The 21270-nt window shown below is 37.1% G+C and carries 22 protein-coding genes; 10 read left to right on the forward strand and 12 right to left on the reverse strand.

The genetic code is table 11. The annotated features are described in order from the left end of the window. Positions 1-483 precede the first annotated feature (483 nt). Complete coding sequence (locus IC621_RS18495; protein ID WP_191160183.1) at positions 484-1095, reverse strand: CGNR zinc finger domain-containing protein; 612 nt, start codon at positions 1093-1095, stop codon at positions 484-486. Between the two features lie 118 nt (positions 1096-1213). Between IC621_RS18495 and IC621_RS18500 the strand changes: the two genes are divergently transcribed. After that, entirely contained in the window at positions 1214-1687 is a 474-nt protein-coding gene (locus IC621_RS18500; RefSeq protein WP_191160185.1) for a hypothetical protein, read from the forward strand. Between the two features lie 105 nt (positions 1688-1792). Here IC621_RS18500 and IC621_RS18505 read toward each other — a convergent pair whose 3' ends face one another. From IC621_RS18505 to IC621_RS18520, 4 genes are all read right to left on the reverse strand, one after another. After that, positions 1793-2881 carry a mechanosensitive ion channel family protein gene (locus IC621_RS18505; RefSeq protein WP_191160187.1) on the reverse strand — a complete coding sequence of 363 codons (1089 nt, stop codon included), beginning with the start codon at positions 2879-2881 and terminating at the stop codon, positions 1793-1795. 351 nt (positions 2882-3232) lie between these two features. Then, positions 3233-3340, reverse strand: a complete 108-nt coding sequence (locus IC621_RS18510) for a YhdX family protein (RefSeq protein WP_191160190.1) — start codon at positions 3338-3340, stop codon at positions 3233-3235. A gap of 255 nt (positions 3341-3595) precedes the next feature. Next, positions 3596-4996 carry a sensor histidine kinase gene (locus IC621_RS18515; RefSeq protein ID WP_191160192.1) on the reverse strand — a complete coding sequence of 467 codons (1401 nt, stop codon included), beginning with the start codon at positions 4994-4996 and terminating at the stop codon, positions 3596-3598. After that, entirely contained in the window at positions 4986-5684 is a 699-nt protein-coding gene (locus tag IC621_RS18520) for a response regulator transcription factor (RefSeq protein WP_191160194.1), read from the reverse strand. Before IC621_RS18520 ends, IC621_RS18515 begins: the two co-directional genes overlap by 11 nt. A gap of 431 nt (positions 5685-6115) precedes the next feature. Here IC621_RS18520 and IC621_RS18525 point away from each other — a divergent pair, with 431 nt between their 5' ends. The 3 genes from IC621_RS18525 (at position 6116) to IC621_RS18535 (ending at position 8695) form a co-directional block, all read left to right on the forward strand. Continuing rightward, positions 6116-6529 carry a MerR family transcriptional regulator gene (locus IC621_RS18525; protein WP_191160196.1) on the forward strand — a complete coding sequence of 138 codons (414 nt, stop codon included), beginning with the start codon at positions 6116-6118 and terminating at the stop codon, positions 6527-6529. A 20-nt stretch (positions 6530-6549) separates the two neighbouring features. After that, positions 6550-7236 carry a zinc metallopeptidase gene (locus IC621_RS18530; RefSeq protein WP_191160198.1) on the forward strand — a complete coding sequence of 229 codons (687 nt, stop codon included), beginning with the start codon at positions 6550-6552 and terminating at the stop codon, positions 7234-7236. Positions 7237-7369: 133 nt separating this feature from the next. Further along, on the forward strand, positions 7370-8695 hold the full coding sequence (locus tag IC621_RS18535; RefSeq protein ID WP_191160200.1) for a hemolysin family protein: 1326 nt from the start codon (positions 7370-7372) through the stop codon (positions 8693-8695). Positions 8696-9113: 418 nt separating this feature from the next. On the opposite strand, the gene IC621_RS18540 is transcribed toward IC621_RS18535, so the two are convergent. Both IC621_RS18540 and IC621_RS18545 read right to left on the reverse strand, forming a co-directional pair. Further along, positions 9114-10190: a copper resistance D family protein gene (locus IC621_RS18540; protein ID WP_224752639.1), complete on the reverse strand. Its 1077-nt coding sequence runs from the start codon at positions 10188-10190 to the stop codon at positions 9114-9116. After that, complete coding sequence (locus tag IC621_RS18545) at positions 10191-10769, reverse strand: copper resistance CopC family protein (RefSeq protein ID WP_191160202.1); 579 nt, start codon at positions 10767-10769, stop codon at positions 10191-10193. Positions 10770-10991: 222 nt separating this feature from the next. On the opposite strand from IC621_RS18545, the gene plsY reads away from it, so the two are divergent. After that, positions 10992-11570 carry a glycerol-3-phosphate 1-O-acyltransferase PlsY gene (gene plsY / locus IC621_RS18550; RefSeq protein WP_191160204.1) on the forward strand — a complete coding sequence of 193 codons (579 nt, stop codon included), beginning with the start codon at positions 10992-10994 and terminating at the stop codon, positions 11568-11570. Positions 11571-11655: 85 nt separating this feature from the next. On the opposite strand, the gene IC621_RS18555 is transcribed toward plsY, so the two are convergent. Further along, a complete protein-coding gene (locus IC621_RS18555) occupies positions 11656-12387 on the reverse strand; it encodes a nucleotidyltransferase domain-containing protein (protein WP_191160206.1) in 732 nt (243 codons plus the stop codon). Between the two features lie 324 nt (positions 12388-12711). On the opposite strand from IC621_RS18555, the gene IC621_RS18560 reads away from it, so the two are divergent. Continuing rightward, a complete protein-coding gene (locus tag IC621_RS18560) occupies positions 12712-14202 on the forward strand; it encodes an FAD-dependent oxidoreductase (protein WP_191160207.1) in 1491 nt (496 codons plus the stop codon). Between the two features lie 28 nt (positions 14203-14230). Next, positions 14231-14830, forward strand: a complete 600-nt coding sequence (locus IC621_RS18565) for a TetR/AcrR family transcriptional regulator (RefSeq protein ID WP_191160209.1) — start codon at positions 14231-14233, stop codon at positions 14828-14830. Positions 14831-14868: 38 nt separating this feature from the next. Here the strand turns inward: IC621_RS18565 and IC621_RS18570 are convergent, their stop codons facing one another. Beyond that, positions 14869-15075, reverse strand: coding sequence for a hypothetical protein (locus tag IC621_RS18570; protein ID WP_191160211.1), 207 nt, complete (start codon positions 15073-15075; stop codon positions 14869-14871). A gap of 84 nt (positions 15076-15159) precedes the next feature. Between IC621_RS18570 and IC621_RS18575 the strand changes: the two genes are divergently transcribed. Beyond that, complete coding sequence (locus IC621_RS18575; RefSeq protein WP_191160213.1) at positions 15160-15420, forward strand: hypothetical protein; 261 nt, start codon at positions 15160-15162, stop codon at positions 15418-15420. A 244-nt stretch (positions 15421-15664) separates the two neighbouring features. Here IC621_RS18575 and IC621_RS18580 read toward each other — a convergent pair whose 3' ends face one another. The 3 genes from IC621_RS18580 to IC621_RS18590 form a co-directional block, all read right to left on the reverse strand. After that, positions 15665-16429 (reverse strand): DeoR/GlpR family DNA-binding transcription regulator, encoded by a 765-nt coding sequence (locus tag IC621_RS18580; RefSeq protein WP_191160215.1) that lies wholly within the window; start codon positions 16427-16429, stop codon positions 15665-15667. 908 nt (positions 16430-17337) lie between these two features. Continuing rightward, a complete protein-coding gene (map, locus tag IC621_RS18585; protein WP_191160217.1) occupies positions 17338-18084 on the reverse strand; it encodes a type I methionyl aminopeptidase in 747 nt (248 codons plus the stop codon). 397 nt (positions 18085-18481) lie between these two features. Then, positions 18482-18874, reverse strand: a complete 393-nt coding sequence (locus IC621_RS18590; RefSeq protein WP_191160219.1) for a VOC family protein — start codon at positions 18872-18874, stop codon at positions 18482-18484. A gap of 281 nt (positions 18875-19155) precedes the next feature. On the opposite strand from IC621_RS18590, the gene IC621_RS18595 reads away from it, so the two are divergent. After that, positions 19156-20022: a cation diffusion facilitator family transporter gene (locus IC621_RS18595; protein ID WP_191160221.1), complete on the forward strand. Its 867-nt coding sequence runs from the start codon at positions 19156-19158 to the stop codon at positions 20020-20022. Between the two features lie 217 nt (positions 20023-20239). Beyond that, positions 20240-21100 carry a Cof-type HAD-IIB family hydrolase gene (locus tag IC621_RS18600; RefSeq protein ID WP_191160224.1) on the forward strand — a complete coding sequence of 287 codons (861 nt, stop codon included), beginning with the start codon at positions 20240-20242 and terminating at the stop codon, positions 21098-21100. The last annotated feature ends 170 nt before the right edge of the window (positions 21101-21270 follow it).

A 21270-nucleotide genomic window follows, 5' to 3' on the forward strand; every position in this document is an offset into this window, starting at 1 on the left:
CCGGAAAACCTCCGCTTATTTTAACTATCACTGGTTCCTCTATTAAGGATAAGACTTCTTATGTTTCAAAAAAACCAAGTGAACCTCATTTTGATGGTGTTGTGGGGAGGCTTCCATCTGTGGGGTCTCCTCAGCCCCACTAATCCTGAAGAAGTCTAAGTGCTCGTGAACGTTACCCATTAAAATTAAATCCAACAATCTTTGTCATCGCAACATAATCCATGTACTAAATCACAAAGAATTCACAAACCCTCTAATAATTATTTCATACCCTGTGATTTCCTATGTGAATTAGGAAATGATAAGCGATGAAAATTCGCCAAACGCACTGTGAATTATATTGTGAATTCAAGTGCGTTTTCCTATGTGTTTTACAATGTTTGCACCTCTAAAGTAAACCCGTCTGTTAACATAGACGGTGTTTTTAATAGTTTTTTAATATCTCTGTATTGTGAATTACATTGCTTAAGTGACCAATATTGGTCACTTATCTTTTTGATAGAAGCGTCGTGCTTTGGCACGGTTGCCGCAATCCGCCATTGAACACCAGCGGCGGCTTCGGTTCCGGCTCGTATCGAAGAACAGCCAACCACAAAGATCCCCCTCGCATCGTTTCACCCGTTTAAAATCACTTTTGGAAACGAGAAGGTCGACTGCTGACTGCAGGATTGGTGGCAGCATACCCTCCAATGGGTTTTTGGAGCACTTGAACTCCAATAAAAAATGATCTTTTTCTTGGGATAGCTGCAGCAATTGATAATATTGACGCACGAACACATTGAACAGCTCAATCTCTTCCTGCAATGGTTCCTGCTCCATTGAAATGGTACGAAAGATCCGGTACATCACTTCACGCAACTCGATCGCCTGATTGAGAACGTGTGCTGATTCAGCGGGTTTCTCCTCAGCTTTTATGATCAATTCTTGTGCTTGTCTCTCTGTTAAAACGTCTGCATGAATGCTCCAGTCCACCAATTTGGCATAACTCGTAAACCAATCGCTTCGTTTCTGTGCGCTTTCCCGCCAACTGACCGTGTTGATGTAATCCATGCATAAGCGCTCACCGACCATCATATATGGGTTGGATTCTGACATTATAAAAACTCCTTTTCTATAACCATCATAATACATATTGACAGTTAGAAACAACTCAATTACAATATAACCATCTAAAGTTATTTTGATAGTTATATATGATTCAGGAGGGAAAGTGATGAACAATCCGATGTTGGAAGCTGTGAAGACGTTGTTGAAGGAAACATTTGAGGGACCGGAAGAAAATGCAAGCTGGTACACAGAAGCAAAGCCTGGTAGCGGTTTGTTTGGGACGCTCAAGCAATTATCGTCAGAAGAAGCCTCAATTTCAATATATGGGACGTCAATCGCTGCACAGACGGATCATACCCGTTATTATTTATGGGTTGCAAACTCCTATCTACAAGGTGACGTACCTGAAAAGGATTGGGAAGCATCCTGGAAAATCACATCAGTTGATAAAATCACTTGGAAGCAATATAATGATGAACTTCAACAAGAGTATCAAACACTTTTCAAAACCATTGATTCACTCGACTCCTTAGATGAACAGACATTCAATGGAATTTTAGGAGCAATCGCTCACTCTGCCTACCATCTCGGTTCCATACGACAAATGAGCAAAGCCATCAAGGTTCCAAGCCAAACATAAGCAAAAAATCTCCAAGGAAATTATTCCTTGGAGATTTTTTTCATTCGAGTTATTATCCTGAATTACCATTACTGCGACGCTTCCGTGCTTTTCTAGTTTTAAGGGTTAGCTGTATTGCCTTTCCTTCTGCTTCTCTTCTTCCTTTACATTCTCTACATAGAGAGTTTGGCTAGGGAACGCAAATTCTACGTTTTCTTCTTTTAAGATCTTCATAATCTCAAAATTCACATCTTGCTTTGCTTTTAAGTGCTCGGCCCATACAGTCGAGTTAGTAAAAAAGTAAAGAAAAATATCTAAGCTGCTTGAATTAAACTTATCAAAGGAAACAAGAATAACCTCGTTATTAATATCCTCATGATCTCTTAGCATTTCTTCTATCCTCTTAACACATGTTTTTACTTTATCCTCAGGAGTGTTATAAGTGACACCAATTGAAAAATTAACCTGTCTTTTCCCCATCTTTGTCCAATTTGTAATAGGTTCTCTTACTAGAGTTGAATTTGGTACGGTAACTAAAGCTTGGGGGAACGTTCTAATCCTTGTGCTTCGAAACGAAATATCCTCGATAACCCCTTCTACACTTGGAGTTTTAATCCAGTCCCCAATTGTAAAAGGCTTTTCCGTAATAATAATAACTCCTCCAAAAAAGTTGCCAATTGTGTCTTGGGCTGCAAGCGCAAAAGCCAGTCCCCCAAGGCCTAGACCTGCAACAAAGCCGTTCACATCATAGTTAAATTCTTGAGCAATAATGCTGAAGCTAAGGGCAAGTATAACAAATCGGAAAACCTTTGATAAGAATGGAGCGACAATATCATCCATTTCTAAATCAAGCCGTTTATTCATCTTTTGAAAGAGCATAGATGAAGATGCTGTTAAATTGTATAGTCCCCAAGTAATCAATAATACTAAAGAGGCTCGATAAAATTGATTAATGACCTTCATTTGCTCATCAAAAAATGGTGAATATCGAATGGCCAAATAGAGCCCGATGAGAATAAAAAACCATCTAAGAGGTTTTTCAAAGGCTAGCAGTACATTTCTAAATAATTCAGTCGGTGTTTTATCACTAAGCTTCATGATAAGCTTAAAAACATATTTCACAAAAATCTTCCTCAACAATAAAAAGACGAGCAGGATCGCGGCACTTATTCCGACTTCTCGTGCCATTTCTAACGTAAACATCGTTTCTTCCATTTCTTTCTCTCCTTTATAGTAGACAGAAACTGATTATACTAAATTGTACGAATAAGTCATTCTCTAAATGTCCTATTTCCCAGGAGATTTTACTCTAATCTTAATGAACCGTACTCAATCTTCAATAGATAGTTGGGAGTTATCATCCCGTAGGCCTCACTGGTTCAAGAGTTTTGGTCATTCATTAGAGAGATAACCTAAAAGCAGGAATGAAGTAAAATTCCCTTGGTACTGGAAGATCCTTTATTTCCACATGGAAGAGCTCTACCGTTTTGCAGTAGAGCTCTTTTTTTCATTCATTTCTATCGTTTTTCTTAGGAGTTCCATAAACCGAGTTTCAGGGCAGCCTAGCTATTTCTCTTTTTCAGATTGATTAGCCTCCATTAGAGTGGCTTCATAGATTTCGTCATCTGTTTCATTTTTAATCCATTCTTCAACTCTAATTCTACCTTTACCCATTATCTCGCCTCCTTTACAACTATGATAATTGTTCTGAATATTTTGTAAACATATCAAAAGTCCCGATTTTGAATTTTGTCGAAAAGTATCGGACATTCAACTTTGTTTGTTCGTTCAGGCAAAGACCATCTTTTCAAGAGTGAGCTCTCCTAAGTGAGAAACTAGCTATGACAAGAAGCAATCGGGGTACCCGCTTACTTTTGATTAAAGGAATCTCATTTGTTTACCGAACAATTTCTTGAAACATTAGAAACTTCATTTCGGCAGCAGAATGATAAACTTTGTACCTTTTCCCTTTTCACTTTCTACAGAAATTTCCCCATTGTGAAGAAGCACAAGCTGCTTTACAATCGATAAACCAAGCCCGAATTCGCCATATAAATTGTTCGATCTGGAAATATCAGCTTTGAAAAATCGTTCCCAAATCGACTCTATTTCCTGCTTGTTCATCCCCATACCAGTATCTTCAATTTCAATAATTGTTCCCTCTTTGTGCATTCGTGCTCTTAACCAAATCTCACCGTGTTCTGTAAATTGAATACTATTTTTAGTAATATTAATAAGAATTTGGATTAACCGATCATAGTCCGCATAAACCTCCACTTCTTTCCCTGCCTCAATGTGCATACGGTTTTGTTTTTCAAGCAGCTGAGACCATAGCTGCTCCTTAATAATTTCAAATGCCTCATCAAGAGCAATCTTTTCTTTATTCAGAGTGATTTGATTGGAACGTATTTTTTCATAATCTAAATTTTCATTAACCAACCGAATAAGCCGCTTCGTCTCTTTTTCAATTAAAGCCATGCTTTTTTCACGGTCAACATCAGGAATCATGTCATTTCTCAAGCCTTCCATCAAACCGCTCATAGTCGTTAAAGGCGTTCGGAGTTCATGTGAAACGTCAGCCATAAACTGCCTCCTGCGTTTTTCCAGCCTTTCGATTTCATCGTTAGAAAGCTTCAGCTTTTCCGCCATTCGATTAAAATCCTTTGCCAAAGCTCCAATTTCATCCCATCCATTTGCCTGAACATCTACATTGTAGTTTCCTGATGCGACCATAGAGGTTGCCTCCCTCATCCTTTGAATTCTTTTTTCATAAAACTTAGACAATACAAAGCTGAGGATAAAGGCAGCCGTTAGAGCTATGATCATTGTAAAGACTAAATACCGGTTAATTTGGTTTACCACATCTTCAGAACCACTAATTGGGGAGATCAGCAGGATCCCGCCGACAAATTGATTATTTTGAAATTGTGGAAGGGCTACAAATGTCACATCTTGTTCATACCTTTTAAAATCACGTTTAATCGTCAGCTTATTGCCTCGCTTTAATTCAGCCCATTCCTCGTTTGTAAAGTTCACAATTAATCTTTGTCTAGTTGGAAAAAGCACCTTGCTTTCATGGTTAAAAATTGCAAATTGAACCTTGCGAGCACTTAGTACCTCATTATAATGATCCAGTTTTTGCATAGAATCAAAATTAAAAGAGTTTAGCTCGTTTAAAATGGACTCACCATGTGTTGTTAATTCTTCTACTTTATTATCAAAAATAAATCCTTGTACAAATTGAGAAAACATGGCAGTTAAGATAAGAAAAGCAATAATAAGAATACTAATATGGCTTGCTAGAAGCTGATAAAAATACCTAATTTTCATTTTGGGACACCGTTTCATCAAATTTGTAGCCTACACCCCATACCGTATGTACAAAAGGCTGTTCCTGGGTCCCGATTTTATTTCGAAGACGCTTCACATGAACGTCAACCGTTCTTTCATCCCCATAAAATTGATAGCCCCATACCCTCTCTAACAGCTGTTCCCGAGTGAATACCTGACGGGGATGCTCGATAAAAAAGGACAGTAAATCGAATTCCTTTGGAGTTAGGTTAGTCACTAATTTTTTATGTAGAAAGACTTCACGGGATTCTTTACGAATATTGAAGGCACCCTCATTTTTCCCTTGAGATTCCTGAGAAGTTTGCTGGAACCTTCTTGCCACTGCCTTTATCCGTGCCATTAAAGTTAGAGGACTGAAAGGTTTGGTAACATAATCGTCCGCCCCCATTTCAAGTCCGAGTACTTGGTCTGATTCACTATCTTTCGCTGTAAGCATAATAATGGGAACCTTGCTGCTTTCCCGAATTTTCCGGCAAAGACTGACTCCATCAAGCCCAGGCAGCATCCAGTCAATGATAAGCAGATCCCATTCCTGCTTTGATTCTGTAAATACTTTAAAGCCTTTAGATCCGTCATGGACAAACGTACCTTCAAATTTCTCTTTAGAAAAAAACATTTCAAGCATGGAACAAACACTTTCATTATCTTCTACTACTAGTATTTTCATCTTTACTCCCTTCTTGATCTGTTCAAATTTCATATATAAACTGCTTTATTAAAATGGATGTAGATCATGATTAATTATAAACAAAATAAATCATAGGGCGAAACTGCTAAGCACTTTCGGATTCTTCTGAGATTTAGTGTGAGTTCCATTTTTCTTCTAATAATATGAATCGTACTGTTAATCAAACACTTTCACAGAAATGTGACCGTAATATGTGTAATTTATTTATAACTTAGTGCTTCTTTAAACCAACTAAAATCAATTCATAGAAGGTAATTAATGATTAAAGGAGGATCGGTTATACTAATGTCAAAAAAGAAAATGTCTTTCAATTTGTGAAACTTTTCTAAACAAAATCTATTTTGCTTGCATAAAGGCTTCCTAATAGAATAAGATTATCTCATATACCATCACGTTATAGTTAGGAGTGATTGGATGGGGCAGAGACGCTGAGAATCGGCGAACTGGCAGTTAAAGCGAATGTAACCAAAAGAACGATTGATTATTATACTAATATGGGCTTGTTGGAAGCGACACGTTCCAGTTCTAATTATCGCTTTTATAATCAGAATGAATTAGATAAATTAATGTTTATTGAAGCATGCAAGAAAAAAAATATGACATTAACTGAGATCAAAGACGAACTTATCAAGCGAAACGAATGCTTGCAAAAGCTTGATGATATCGACCAGCTAAAAGATCAGATCCTTCATTTAAATAAGGATGTTGGGCAAGTCTTAAAAATGATTGAAAATCTTGATCCAGACGAGCGCAAGCTGCTTAGAAAACAGTTAACACAGGATCATTTGGCGCTTATACAGTCATTAGTTCTATTACTTATGTAACTTTAGGAGGAAGATCATAGATGTTTTTTCATCCCATGGATTTTTTAATCCTGATTGCGTTTGGAATCTCGATTTGGGCGCAATTTAGAGTAAAAGGGAGTTTTAATAAATGGAGCGAAGTTCCTACCCGCACTGGCTTAACAGGTTATGAAGCGGCAAGAAGATTGCTCGACGAGAACGGGCTATATAATATCCAAGTTGAAATGGTCAGAGGCAGATTAACAGATCATTATGATCCTATTAATAAAGTAGTCCGTTTATCTGAGCCGGTTTATGCAGGCCGTTCAATTTCAGCCATTTCAGTTGCTTCCCATGAGGTTGGCCATGCGATTCAGCATAAAGAAGCATACGGGGCCCTGACTTTACGGCATAAAATGTTTCCAGTAACCAATATTGCTTCAGGGATCGCACCATTTCTTTTACTTGGCGGATTACTACTTGGACAACTTAACTTAATCGGCTTAGGAATTATATTGTTCTCAATTGCAGTTGCTTTTCAATTAGTAACATTACCTGTTGAATTTAATGCAAGCTCCCGTGCACGCAACTTGATGCTTAGCACTGGAATTTTATACAATGAAGAGGAACATGGAGTAAAGAAAGTGTTAGGAGCTGCAGCTTTAACATATGTAGCTGCTGCATTAATTTCTCTATTAGAGCTTATTAAATTTGTGATGATTTTCTTCCAAGGATCCGGAGAAGAATAATAGGATCCTATTGTTTGACTGGGAATAGGCATGCGGAGCTATATTACAAATGCTTTTCCCCTTATTCATTAAATCAGACATGATTTTGAAATTATTAGGAGGTGAATCCTTTACCTTTTTGGTAAAGGTCTTTTTGGACATAGTTAACCTGTTGCTTGTAGCCGTATTGATTGCTTTAACTGCATTTTTCGTTGCATCGGAATTTGCGGTCGTAAAAATTCGCAGTTCCCGACTTGATCAACTGCTTGCCGAAGGAAATAAAAATGCCATTGCTGCCAAAAAAGTAACCTCAAACCTTGATGAATATCTTTCTGCCTGTCAGCTCGGAATCACTGTGACAGCGCTTGGTATTGGCTGGCTGGGTGAGCCAACGTTTGAGAAAATGCTGCACCCGCTTTTTGAACGATTACAATTAGATGATACTATCGTTACCATTTTGTCATTTGGTATTGCATTTGGTGTTATTACCTTTTTACATGTTGTAGTAGGTGAGCTTGCACCTAAGACATTAGCTATCCAAAAAGCTGAAGCTGTTACATTAGCTTTTGCCAGACCCCTTATTTTGTTTTATCGAATTATGTATCCATTCATATGGGTATTAAATGGTTCAGCAAGATTTCTTTCAGGATTGTTCGGTCTAAAGCCTGCATCTGAACACGAAGTCGCACATTCTGAGGAAGAATTAAGGATTATTCTTTCGGAATCCTTTGAAAGCGGTGAAATTAATCAGTCAGAATTCAAGTACGTTAATAAAATTTTTGAATTTGATGACAGAATCGCTAAAGAGATCATGAACCCGCGGCCTGAGATCGTAAGTATTTCAAAGGATGCTAAATTACAAGACGTTATGGGGATTATCATCGAAGAAAAATATACCCGATATCCTATTGAGGATGGGGACAAGGATAACATCATCGGGCTTATTAACATGAAAGAGGTTCTGACTGCTTCTTTCAGTGATGACTTTGATCCTGAACAAACGGTTGAGGTTTTCATTAAACCAATCATTCATGTGATTGAAACCATTCCTATTCACGATCTGCTTCTTAAAATGCAAAAGGATCGCATTCATATGGCTATTCTTTCAGATGAGTACGGAGGCACGGCCGGCTTAGTAACTGTTGAAGACATCTTAGAGGAAATTGTTGGCGATATTCGTGATGAATTTGACATCGATGAAGTATCAGAAATTAGAAAAATAAATGATCAGCACTATATATTAGATGGAAAAGTACTAATAGATGAAGTAAATGATCTATTGGGCATTGACCTATCGAATGATGTGATGGATACTATCGGCGGATGGATACTTGACCAAAAGTTTGAGGTAGAAGTCGGAGACGCAGTTGAAGAACAAGGTTATGTTTTTACTGTAAAAGAGTTAGATGGTAAACACATTCTCTATGTAGATGTTGAAAAAGCACATGTGGCTGTTAAAGCTGCAGAAGGTGAAGAATAATGAAATGCCCTCTTTTTTAGAGGGATTTTTTTATTTTAGCCAGTATTAATGACCTAAAAACGTGAAAGTGCAAGGACTTTGTTCAGCACATGTCGCTATGCCTAGCGTTTCACACAAAAATTGTGCAATTTAAATGATTTAATACTTTATTTAGCTTAAACTTTGATCCTAGAACGATAATAAACACTATTTTCTCTTGGTGAGCCGACTAATGTTCAAATTTATCTTCGAAATCTGAAATATAATCTTCGATTTTTTAATTTTATCTTCGAATTCGGCTGATTTATCTTCGAAAATTTCAATTTATCGATTATTCGACAAAAGTTGACACATACTAATAAGTGTACGCATATTAATCCTTTAATTAACTTAAACTTTCAAAATTTCTATTTAAAAAAGGACCCAATCCAGGTCCTCTTCACACAGTGATATTCAGCATAATTCCCAAATAAAAAGCGATCATAAAACAAATCCCGAATAAAAGAGCGATACTTGCCTTTGTTTTTTTATAAAAGCTGACAAAAAGTAAGGCAAAGAAAAAGATCGCCATAATACCAACTAAAATTCCTTGCAGGCTAGGTGAAAATTGAATTTGAAAAGGTGCAGTTATTTCTTTGCCAATAAGCGATACTACCCAGCTTGCAGCCCCGTCAGATTGTATCGTAAAGTTTACTTGGTGCGGCGGCTGAAGTGTGCCCATAATTCCTGTAAAGAAGAAGGCAAACATTAAAAATATCGTTTCCGCTTGGATCCATTGCTGCGGCTCGAAATCTTCGTTTTCTTTTATCTTCTTTGCAAGTATTCCATTTATAATCGCAAATGCTAGAATTGGGATAATGCTAATGTGCTTAAGCAATAGCATCTGACCATATGTTAATGCCCAGCTATTCGCATAATCTCGAAAATCCACCATCAGCGACATTACGGTAAGACCGCTTGCCGTTAATAATAGCAAGCAGCCGATTGCGAGTGGAGTAAACCATTTTAGAAACGCACCCCACACCTTTACCTCTTTGGCAATCCATCCAACATGCAGTAGAATTCCTGTCCACAATGTGACCGCAAAGAAGTGAACAGAGTGGGATATAAAACCCGGCCAAAAGGCCAAAGACGCACCATGACTTGCATACCCCACCGCTAATATCATCAGTAGAATGAGAAAGGCCTGAATATATTTTGACCCTTCAACATAAATGGTCATCCAGAGCAAGGTTGCCATAAATCCAATGAAAATCCAAGAAATCCCCACTTCAAATTGTGTAAAAAGAGAAAGAGTTTCTACTCCAAATCCGTCCCCAAAATAGAAGACAACCTGAAGAGCCGGCGGCAATGAAAACACAATAATCCCGAGAGCTGCTAGAAGCAGCACCGGTTTTGGAATTTTAGTAACTGGCTTTTTGGATTTAGGGACAAATTGCAAAGCAACATGCCCTGTTAAAAAAGAAAAAAGGACATACGTAATAAATTCTGTTAATGGAATAATTGATTCTATCATCTATTTCTTCCTTTTAATTAAAACTCCTGCTCCAGCAATTAATACGATAGCTAGAACAATAATTAAAACTGTCGTAAAAAGAGAAGATTGTCCTTCATTCTCGTTAGATTCTTCTTCATTTTCCAAATCGGTTTCCGGCTGTTCCTCTGCTGTTTCATCGGACCCTTCTGCCCGATTTTCATTCTCTGTAGTTTGTTTTTCCTCTTTCTTAGCAGTTTCTTCCTCTTCCTGCTTAGTTTCTACTGAGAAAGTCAGCTGTCCTTCTATCGGATGACCGTCCTCGCCTACAATATTCCAATTTACTACATATGAGCCATTTTCAAGAGGCTTATCTAGCGATCCTGTCATTTCATTATTTTCAACATTCATTTCACTTAACTGGACTTCATTCCCATCTCTTGTCACCGTCATTTTACTTAACTCTTCAATTGGTGTACCAAAAGTAAGAACGATTTCATTTAATTTCTCTTTAACGACCTGTCCCTCTTTGGGATTTGATGTTTCCAAATGTGTATGAGCACTAGTAACAGCAGGAACCATAAGAAAGATTGCTGTTAGCATTACAATAATATTTTTCATATTAAAAACTCCCTTCATAATCCATCATATCACCTTGCTAAAACAATTTTGCTTGTAATTCTAACAATTCTATGAAGGAAAACCATATCACTTCAGTATAGTATATATCATTCCCACCAGAAATTAGTATAATAATATAGGATGTTTCATTTTTCTCTCATTGGATGAATAGCTTCTCTATTTCCTTAATAGTATTAAGAAACCAAACGAGGAGGTGTATGTATGGAAGCTATATGGTATTTACTCGCCTATGGCTTAGGCTCAATTTCTTTTGCAGTTATTGTTAGTCATCACTTTCACAAAACCGATATCCGTACTCTAGGAAGCTTCAACCCAGGAGCAACCAATACTTATAACACATTGGGCAAGAAAGCAGGCTTGATGGTTTTACTTGGTGACCTTTTAAAAGGAAGCATTGCCTTGCTTTTACCGCTTTATTTCCAGGCAGATGTAAATCTTCTATATGTAGGCGCATTTGCCGTTATTGGTCATTGCTTTCCAGTTTGGTGGGGATTTCGCGGGGGAAAAGCTGTCGCTACCACTGCAGGGGTTTTGCTTGTTTATAACCCGCTGTTGGCTTTATTCACTTATTTAGGAGCCACTTTAGTCGTCTTGCTGACAAAATATGTATTTATGGGATCCATTTCTATCGGTATTATTCTATTTTTTTACTCTTTACTATTAGGTGAGTATGAATTATTCTTTGGTATCTTTATCATTCTTCTACTGTTTTTACACCGTTCTAATATTCGGAACTTCAAGAACGGATTAGAGCCGAGGATTACTAAAAACAAGAAATGAATAATGAAGAGCTGATCTTTTTTGATTAGCTCTTTTTTTCCTTACAAATAAAAATTCGACCTTTTATAGTCTCTTATTTCAAATTCTATGAATCACATTTTTTCTTGCCTAGAGAGAATCCATCAAATAAGCGCCCGCCGTATGGCTCCAAGATCTTATCTATTAATTGAACTACCTGGCGCTTCTCCCCTGTTTTATAATATAGATTAAAAGCATCTACGTACTCTTCAGTAAACTCCTCATCAAATTGCTTCAAAGCACTAATAATCCACTTCGAGGCACCTATCCAATGACGATTCGTTCTTAAAACAAATTCGTGGACAAGCTCAGCTAACGTGTTTGCAATAAATATTTCTTCTGCGCGATTATTACATCCCAAAAAATCATCAAGTGCATCCGTAATAAAATATCGTTTTGTACGTATTATTTCCTCTGACCATTCTTCAGGCCCTTTCTCCAATATACTTTTCGCCTCTTGCTTAATAGAATTTAAGATTCCTTCATCTTTCAAAATAATCCCTTCTGAGATCATTTTTGGCATAGAAGGCTTTGCAGCTTTGCAATCCATTTCGAAAAAATGTTTATATGAAGTGAGATTATGGACAAAAACCTCTATCGCCCATCCAAAATCAATCATTGCCTCTCGATAAGATGAAGGAAATCTTTTATCAAAAATAACTATATCAAGATCAGAGGTTTCTGTTTCCTCATCTCTGACAATACTCCCGGCTAAAATGGCTCCTTGACAATCTGGAAAATATTTCTTAACAAATTGTACTGCCGCCTCTTTGGGTTTCATTCTTTTTAACTTAGTCATTACTATCACCTCTGAAAACGTTGATTTGATCTTGATTATTTCTTATTAATTATTCTGAAGCAATTTCAAGTTAATTACTACCAACTGTTTCCCCTCAAAAAAGATTTCATTCATTATCTTCTGCTTTTACTATAAGATTTCCTTTTTCAATGACTGTCAAAGTTAATGCCACTCATTGAATAACTGTTAATTTTTTTGTTGACTTTTTATATCATGCAATTTATTCTATTGATGAGTGAATGGTTCATTCATTTATGAATAATTTCATTACAAGCTCATTTTTTATCACCATTTTGAATGAATAAATTATTGGGGGCGAAAGGTATGAAAACAGGGGAAACATTAACAAACAGGAGTTGGGAAAGAGCAATTGTGATTGGTGGAGGAATGGCTGGATTATTTTCTGCAAGAGTGCTTTCTGAATACTATGAAGAAGTACTTATCGTAGAAAAAGATGATTTACCTGAAAAACCCGATAACCGTGCTGGCACTCCACAAGCTCATCACCCACATCGTTTCACACCTCGTGGTAAGATGATTATGGAACGATTCTTCCCGGAATTTAGTGATGAATTATTGTCTTACGGCGCTCCATCGACACTGAACAAAATGATTCATCAGACCAATCCATATGGAAGTCTTGAAATGCCCAACACCGAAAATGATGTAACATTCAGCCGAGCATTGCTTGAGTGGGGCTGTCGTCAGCGCGTGAAAGGGATTACGAATGTTCGCTTTCTTACAAAGATCGACGTAAGCGGTTTGCTCATGACATCAGATCAGACAGCTGTAACAGGTGTTCATATACGAGAACGCGGACAATTAGATCAGCAGAAAACACTGACAGCAGACATAGTGATTGATACGAGCGGACGTTCCTCTAAACTGGTAAAATGGCTTCAGCACCTTGGGTTCGATATACCAAATCCAGATATCCTTAAAGTTTCACTTGGGTATAGTACTCGGCATTATAAGATCCCTTCAAATTTACCAGTAAAATGGGATGCCATTCGAATTGCAGGAGATCCTTCTAAAAAGACTTTAACTGCGGTATTTTCTGTAATTGAAAATAACATAGCAGAAATTGTGCTTTATAGTCCTGGAGGGCATTATCCTACCACGAACGCTGATGAATATGAACAGGAGGTCGAAAGCCTTGCTAATCCGTTAATTGCAGAAGTGCTGCAAGAGCTTGAACCCATTACAGCTCCTCGAGGTTATAGAGTTTCAGAATTATTCCGTCATCACTTTGAAGAAATGGAGCAATGGCCATCTGGATTGTTGGTTTTAGGAGATGCTTTCTGTAATTTTGATCCGATTTTTGGTCAAGGAATTACAATGGCTGCAATCGAGGCAGAAATGTTAGAAATCTGCTTGCGTGAACAACGGGACCTTCCAAAACCTAATTTTGAAAGAAACGTCCTCCAAAAAATGAATGAAATTGTTGAACCCGCCTGGTGGTTGAATTGTGCTGCGGATCTGCCATGGCAGGGCGTAGAATATGCAGGTAAACCGTTGAAAGGAATTGAATTTGCCCAAAAATACTTTGATTTGTATATTAAACATGCCACGACTAAACGTAATTTTGAACGATATGGTTTGTATTGGGCGGTGAATACATTATTTTTACCACTGGATAAAATAATGAATTCACAAATGGTAGCTGACATTCTTGCATCTGAAGCATCATCTGAAGGAAAAGAATTGCTCAGTGAACTATCAAAAGGATGTGGTCAGACACTTGAAGAACAATTGTCACAGATTATACCTTCCTTTTCCTCAACAGCTTATGAACATTTGATTGCTCAAAAATAACAACAATAATCGTAGGAGTGAACCAACATTGTCACCTTTAAACGAAGAACAGTTGCAGCAAATTCGTGATGAACGAAAAGAACAAATTATGGACGCGGCCCTTAAGGTCTTCGCCAGGCGAGGGATTATTGGTACGAAAATGAGCATGATCGCCAATGAAGCTGGAATTAGTGCTGGGCTTTTGTACCGCTATTTCAAATCTAAAGATGAACTATTTATTACGCTCGTTCAGCAGGCAGTAGACGAATCAATTACCGGTATTAAGAGCATCTATGAACTACCTGGTTCTCCATTAGATAAAATAAGAACGTTGACTGGTGAGATACTTGATGAAGGCTCTCTGCTTTATTTCATGTTGATGCATCACGCCCGTACGTCAGACGAAGTACCGGAGACAGCTAAAAAGCTTATTGGAAAGAATTCAATGAAAACTTACATCGACATATTGGAACCATTATTCATAGAAGGACAGAAGAAAGGTGAACTTGCTGAGGGCAATCCTAGCGAATTGATTTCATGCTATTTATCTGTTCTTTCCGGGCTAATGACGTTGAATATTCACGGAGATGAAAATTACCAGATGCCAGAAGTCGATTTATTATTGAGAATTGTAACGAGGCAAACTTAATTTAAAAATGAAAGCAATCGGTAAATCGCCGGTTGATTTCATTTTTCAAAGGGATCTGCTTTGTTTATAGTAACAATCACTTTGGAAAGAGCTTTTTCCCAAATAAACTGATGATTTTTATTTATTAAGTACTCCACATTCGGGATGACAAAATCAGCTAGCTTTTGCAGTTCTTCTTCAGAGCCGACACCTGATAGTACTCCTATTGCATAGCCTGCCTCATTGTTTTTAGCGGTTTTTTTCAAAATCTATCCCCATTTCCTTTTGCATGAGCTCTCCCCATGTCTTAACTCCCGGCTGTTTTTTTCCGTAATAAACAGAGTTCGTAAATGCCAACAGCTCCCCATCTAAAGAGCAAACCTCTAAACGAAGCCATGAAGAAAGATGAGGAATTTAGCGCAGAAGATTTTGTTCCGACATTTTTACAATTAGGGAAATTAAATGAGAAACTATATGGGTTGCCTGTTTATCGAACTACTCAAGTTATGAGAGCAGGTAACATAAACAGTACGATTATCGGAACTATACTTGCTCTTCGACAATACAAACCGCCTCCCAACCCAAATAACTACACTTTTCAAAATAAATAACATCATTTCCACACAATAATACATAATTATTGTTAATTAATTGTTAATACACAGTAAATATTTGTGTGTTAATTGTTAAAAAACAACTTTCCACCTATTTTTACAACATAAAGAACAAAAGCCTATGACTTAGATCGTTAGGCACAGGTTATGGAAAATCTTCTCCAAATAATTAACTTAAATTGAGCTAACAAAAAAAGAGAGGAAAAGCAATCATAGCCTTCCTCTCAGGAATAATATCCGTTTATTCATTTACAATTTCAATTCCTTCTTTTGTATACTTTTCAAATACCTTATCTAGTAACTTTGAATCGGAGATAATCCGGTCAATTCTATCGAAACTACAAACCTTTAAGAGTGAAGTTACATCAAATTTGCTGCTGTCTGCTAGAACAATACAGTTTCTAGAGTTCTCCAGCATTTTCATTTTCACTTGGTATTCTCCAATTCCGTAATCAGTCAATCCTTCCGATAATGAGATACCGCTGACACTCATAAAAAATGTATCAATATGAAAGCCTTTAATAAAGTCTACTGCCATATGTCCTACCATGCACAATTCTTCATTCCGAAGGACACCACCAGGCATAATAATGGTGTAATTAGGCATCTCAGCAAGTTCATTTGCAATGATTAATGAATTTGTTAAGATTGTAAGCCGATGAAACTTCTCCTTTAAACATCTGGCAAACTCAGTATTCGTCGTACTAACATCTAAGGCAATGGATTGCCCTTCTGAAACATAGCGTGCAGCAATGTGGGCAATCTCAATCTTTTCATTGATGTTTTTTGTTTCCCGAAAAGTAAAGTTCATTTCTTTACTGTTTACATCATCTAATACCGCCCCTCCACGCACCCTTCGCAAATAGCCTTCCTTCTCTAAATACTCCAAGTCTCTCCGTACAGTTTCAGTAGAAACCTCAAACATTTTTGTAGCAGAAGAAACTTTTAACGATTTATTTTTCCTTAACAGCTCCATAATTTTTTCATGACGATCGTGCGCTAACATTACTTTCACCAACTTTATTAATGTGTGTATTTTACAAATAACACATCTTTACACATTATCACAAGTGATTTTAGAGGGAAAATTAAAAATGTTTTATCTTAATAACGTTTTATTCTATTTTAGTTATCAAATAAACCATCTAGCCTTTACTATTTTTCATCCATAAAATAACTTTTAAAAACCTTCTTAAAGATCGTTCGATATTTTCATCAGGAGGGGGGTGCTGCTTCCTTTCAGCGGGTCCATGTTTTCCAGAAAATGCATTATAGTGGCTTTACAGTAAAATAAAGTGTAAAATTACACTAATAGTGAAAAAGTTTTTTAGAAAGGAGAAACAAATGAACTTTTTAGCTTTTACTATGCAACTTGCTGTTAGTCTAATTGGGTTTTTATGTTTTTCATTTTTAGCTGGTATTGTAGGAAGCTACGCAATCGAGTTCAAGAAAAACCCCACTATCATTGATAAAGCGGCTTACGCGTTCAATTTTTCTTCCTATCCTTATATAGCATGTGGGTTTTTGATATGGACGTTCATTATAATTGTCCTGTTCTTGAAGCTAAAAAAGTAGAGCTAAGTTCCATCTGGGGGGTTTTCTCATCTTCACTGATAGTTAGCCTGATACTCACAGGCTGCGGGTCACACTATCAAAGACATCAAGCCGTGGCAGTAATCAGGTTAATTTTGCGCTTATCAAAATAATTGCACCGTCTTTGATTTATTTACACTCTTATCTGAATAATTGCACCTAGAACTCTCCCATATTCTTGTCAGCTCAGTTTGCATGATCTCACAAAAAAAGGCGGCAAAAAGCAGCCTAATCTTGATCAAAGCCAATTGATAAAGAATCATCCTATCTGTTAGCCATCCTCAACTTGATTCAGCACCATAAATGACTGATAAATTACTATTATTGTTGAGTTAGAATCAATGGTCCATTTTTCGTTATAGCTATTGTATGTTCATATTGTGCTGATAACTTACCGTCAATAGTTCTTGCAGTCCAGCCATTTGAATCCATTTTGCTATGCCATGCTCCCTCGTTTACCATGGGTTCAATTGTGATAACCATACCTTCTTTCAGTCTCATCCCTGATCCTTTTGTACCAAAATGAGGTATTTGAGGTTCTTCATGTATGGTTGGTCCAATTCCGTGTGCTGTAAAGTTGCGCACTACAGAAAATCCTTCTGCTTCAACATAGAATTGAATTGCATGCCCAATATCTCCAAGTCGATTTCCGATCAACGCTGCTTCAATTCCTTTTTCCAAAGACTGCTTGGTTACGTTTAACAACTTTCTAGTTTTATCTGAAATGTTCCCAACAGCATAAGTCCACGCAGAATCAGCTAAACCGCCATTTAAATTGACGACCATATCAATCGTTACAATATCACCATCATTTAGAGATTCTCCCCTTGGAAAACCATGACATATTTCATCATTAATCGAGGCACAAGTGGCAAATTGATAGCCATTATATCCCTTTTGTTCAGGCGTAGCACCATGCTTCTTCAAGTATTGCTCAACAAAATGATTAATTTCTAAGGTGGTTATACCTGGTGCAATTAACTTTGCAATCTCTTTATGGCAGGAAGCCAATAATTTTCCAGCTTCATACATTAAATTAATTTCTCTTTCTGATTTTAACGTTATCAATCGTTTCACACCTTTATTTAAATGTATCTGAAACCTTTTACATGAGGCTTGCACCTAATAAAGCTTTCAGTCAATTCTAATACATTTAAGCCACTCACATTTTAATAAATATAGCATATTATCTCATTCTTACTAAAAAATGATAATCAACTATAGAGAGCTCTTCAAAAAATTACTCAACCACCTGGCTTTTTATAATGATCCTTTCAATTCTAACAGAAACTACCTTCAATAACTTGAGGATTCTGACCATTTTAAAACAACTTAGGAACAAACAATAGCAGCAAAAAGGAGAACGACTTAGTTGATTTAGGACTTTTCAAAAGTGCGAAATAATTAAAAAAGAGGTAAGCCAAAAAATTATGGCTTACCTTTTAATTGTCAATCTGTCTAACTGCTACATTTGACTAAGAGCACAAATTGCCCCTTTAGGATATTCAATCACTGCATAGCTGCCGATGCCTGTCCCACTTGGTTCTCTAAGTACCTTGCCTCCAAGTGTTCGACAGGTTGTCAGACTTTCCTGTAAATCGCTTACCTGGAAATAAACGAGCCATACTGGCGGCAGTCCTTCGTTTCCTCCTGCTTGATGACAAACACCCGCTACCGGCTGACCATCTGGGGTTGTCATTAAATAATCTGAATAGCCTCCCATATTTACTTCTGTATGCTCCCACCCAATAACCTGCTTATAAAAGTTACGGACCTCTTCTGCTTGGTTGACAGTCGAATCAGCTGAAATAATTTTCCCTAGTTGTGCAGCTAAGCTGTTTTTTTGATTTTGTTCCATAATCACTTCCTCCTTTTTCTCCAATCGAAAATTAATTATCAATTAAGAATTCGAGACGAAGTTATTTTTTTCCTTTTCAACAAAATATCCTGTACAGCAGGCGGTATTTGAAAGCAAGTTTTCTTTTATCTCCCCTCTTCACCACAATTAAATTTGGAGAATTCAATGGCCTATCCCTTATATTTAACCTGCGGGTGTTAATGGAAAATGGTAAAATTGGTGATAATAGTCAAAGCGTGCGTTAAACCTAAGACGACCTTAAATGTTGGAGGCTTTCCGTGATGGATTATTATGAACAGTCAAAGCAGGCAGAAAGAGGGGCTTGGATAAGTCTCAGTGCCTATATTTTTCTTTCCACTATTAAATTGATCATTGGATTTACGGGTAATTCAGAAGCTCTGCGGGCAGATGGTTTAAATAACGCTACAGATGTTCTTGCTTCTGTAGCAGTCATTATCGGACTCAAAATCTCTAGAAAACCTCCGGATCCTGATCATCAATACGGTCACTTTCGTGCAGAATCCATCTCTTCCTTGATCGCTTCCTTTATTATGTTCATGATCGGATTACAGGTTCTCTTTGAAGCAGGGAAATCTATTTTTGCAGAAGAAATGGCAAAGCCTGATATCCTTACGGGTATTGTGGCATTAGGCAGTGCCGTCTTTATGTGGGGGATCTATGTTTATAATCTGAAGCTATCTCAGAAAACTGAAAGTCACTCCCTGTATGCGGCTGCACAGGATAATCGTTCAGATGCTTTAGTAAGCTTAGGAGCTTTTGTAGGGATAATCGGTGCTCAGCTTGGTTTATATTGGCTTGATCCTCTGGCAGCTTTGATCGTTGGACTCATTATTCTCAAAACAGCGATCGAAATCTTTAGAGATGCCAGCCACTCCTTAACTGATGGATTTGAACCAGGAGACCTCGATAAGTTTCACGAAACCATCCTTTCCGTAGAAAACGTAAAAGAAATAAAAGAGTTAAAAGCAAGGTCTCATGGCAATAAAATACTTCTTGATGTCACTATCCTTGTGGATTCAGGGTTAACTGTTAAGGAAAGCCATGAAGCAACTGATAAAATTGAGGAAAGGCTTGAAAAAGAGCACAATATTATAAATTCACATATTCATATTGAGCCTTATGAATAATAATGGTTATTTATACAGTAACAATTGCCGGCGTTTTTTAAATTATCATGTCCTACCTCTGGTTCGCATTCTTAATTAATGATAGATTATTTTAATCTATCTTTCCTCAAATATTAAGCTTTTGTAAAAATATTTTAATAAGCAGTAACAGATGAAGTGAGGCTTGCTAATATGCTAGAATATTTATTATGAATTAAACCTAAGGAGACCTGAAACAATGAAATTATTTGCAATAGACCTTGATGGCACGCTTTTATCTTCAAAAGTAGAAGTCTCATCTGAGAACAATGCTGCGATTCGTGAAGCCCAAGAGGCAGGGCATAAAATTATGATTTGCTCAGGAAGAGCACCAGAGGATATTTCTAACATCTTGGAACAAGAAAAATTGGATTGCCCTGTAGCAGGCAGTAATGGCACAGTCGTATGGGTGGATGGAAAAGAATTAAGCACGATTTCTTTAGATAAGAAAGATGCAGCTGATGTTTCGAAACAGTTAGATGAACTTTCAATTCCTTATCGTGTTTATACAAATAAAGGCATTTACATACCTTTTTCTTGGATGGACAGAATGACTTCAGCTATTGATCAAAACCCCATCATAAAAGAAACGGTTTCTGCTGAAGAACTAAAAAGAATGACGGAGCAGCCAAAGGAAACAGACACGGTCAAATTATTCGATTCGATAGAAGAACTTTTAAATGACGAAAGTCTAACCATTCAAAAATTTTTCACGCTAACGATTAATGCAGAAGTAAAAAAACAATTAGCTGGAAAACTGCAAGAGATATCCGGTATTGCGATCACTTCATCCGGCCTATTCAATATCGAAGTAATGGACATTAACGGGCATAAAGGAAATGGATTAAAAACGGTTGCCAGCTACTTTGATATTCCTTTAACAGATACTCTTGCGATTGGAGATAACTTTAATGATATCCCAATGCTGGAACAAGCTGCTTTCTCAATTGCAATGGGAAATGCTGATCCCAAGGTTAAGGAATTATGTGACGCTGTTACATTAACAAATGATGAAAACGGAGTAGCACACGCAATTCATAAGTATTTGTTAGAAAAATAAAATAAAATGATTGAAAAATAATAAAGAGTGCTGCAATAGTTCGTTGCAAGCACTCTTTTTTGGGGTCCACACTTTTACCCTGTTGCATGCATTTTTTTCTGTTCCGGGCAATTATCCTGATAACGGCAATTTTTTGTTTCGGCAATTATTCTGTTGAGCGTTTCCCGATG

It is taken from the genome of Metabacillus arenae (assembly GCF_014773385.1).
In the GTDB taxonomy this organism is placed as follows: Bacteria; Bacillota; Bacilli; order Bacillales; family Bacillaceae; genus Metabacillus_D; species Metabacillus_D arenae.

Excerpts from the sequence above, each read along its gene's own strand:
- IC621_RS18495 (WP_191160183.1), bottom strand. The coding sequence starts at position 1,095 with ATGTCAGAATCCAACCCATATATGATGGTCGGTGAGCGCTTATGCATG.
- IC621_RS18500 (WP_191160185.1), top strand. The coding sequence starts at position 1,214 with ATGAACAATCCGATGTTGGAAGCTGTGAAGACGTTGTTGAAGGAAACA.
- IC621_RS18505 (WP_191160187.1), bottom strand. The coding sequence starts at position 2,881 with ATGGAAGAAACGATGTTTACGTTAGAAATGGCACGAGAAGTCGGAATA.
- IC621_RS18510 (WP_191160190.1), bottom strand. The coding sequence starts at position 3,340 with ATGGGTAAAGGTAGAATTAGAGTTGAAGAATGGATTAAAAATGAAACA.
- IC621_RS18515 (WP_191160192.1), bottom strand. The coding sequence starts at position 4,996 with ATGAAAATTAGGTATTTTTATCAGCTTCTAGCAAGCCATATTAGTATT.
- IC621_RS18520 (WP_191160194.1), bottom strand. The coding sequence starts at position 5,684 with ATGAAAATACTAGTAGTAGAAGATAATGAAAGTGTTTGTTCCATGCTT.
- IC621_RS18530 (WP_191160198.1), top strand. The coding sequence starts at position 6,550 with ATGTTTTTTCATCCCATGGATTTTTTAATCCTGATTGCGTTTGGAATC.
- IC621_RS18540 (WP_224752639.1), bottom strand. The coding sequence starts at position 10,190 with ATGATAGAATCAATTATTCCATTAACAGAATTTATTACGTATGTCCTT.
- IC621_RS18545 (WP_191160202.1), bottom strand. The coding sequence starts at position 10,769 with ATGAAAAATATTATTGTAATGCTAACAGCAATCTTTCTTATGGTTCCT.
- plsY (WP_191160204.1), top strand. The coding sequence starts at position 10,992 with ATGGAAGCTATATGGTATTTACTCGCCTATGGCTTAGGCTCAATTTCT.
- IC621_RS18555 (WP_191160206.1), bottom strand. The coding sequence starts at position 12,387 with ATGACTAAGTTAAAAAGAATGAAACCCAAAGAGGCGGCAGTACAATTT.
- IC621_RS18560 (WP_191160207.1), top strand. The coding sequence starts at position 12,712 with ATGAAAACAGGGGAAACATTAACAAACAGGAGTTGGGAAAGAGCAATT.
- IC621_RS18575 (WP_191160213.1), top strand. The coding sequence starts at position 15,160 with ATGCCAACAGCTCCCCATCTAAAGAGCAAACCTCTAAACGAAGCCATG.
- IC621_RS18580 (WP_191160215.1), bottom strand. The coding sequence starts at position 16,429 with ATGTTAGCGCACGATCGTCATGAAAAAATTATGGAGCTGTTAAGGAAA.
- IC621_RS18590 (WP_191160219.1), bottom strand. The coding sequence starts at position 18,874 with ATGGAACAAAATCAAAAAAACAGCTTAGCTGCACAACTAGGGAAAATT.
- IC621_RS18595 (WP_191160221.1), top strand. The coding sequence starts at position 19,156 with ATGGATTATTATGAACAGTCAAAGCAGGCAGAAAGAGGGGCTTGGATA.
- IC621_RS18600 (WP_191160224.1), top strand. The coding sequence starts at position 20,240 with ATGAAATTATTTGCAATAGACCTTGATGGCACGCTTTTATCTTCAAAA.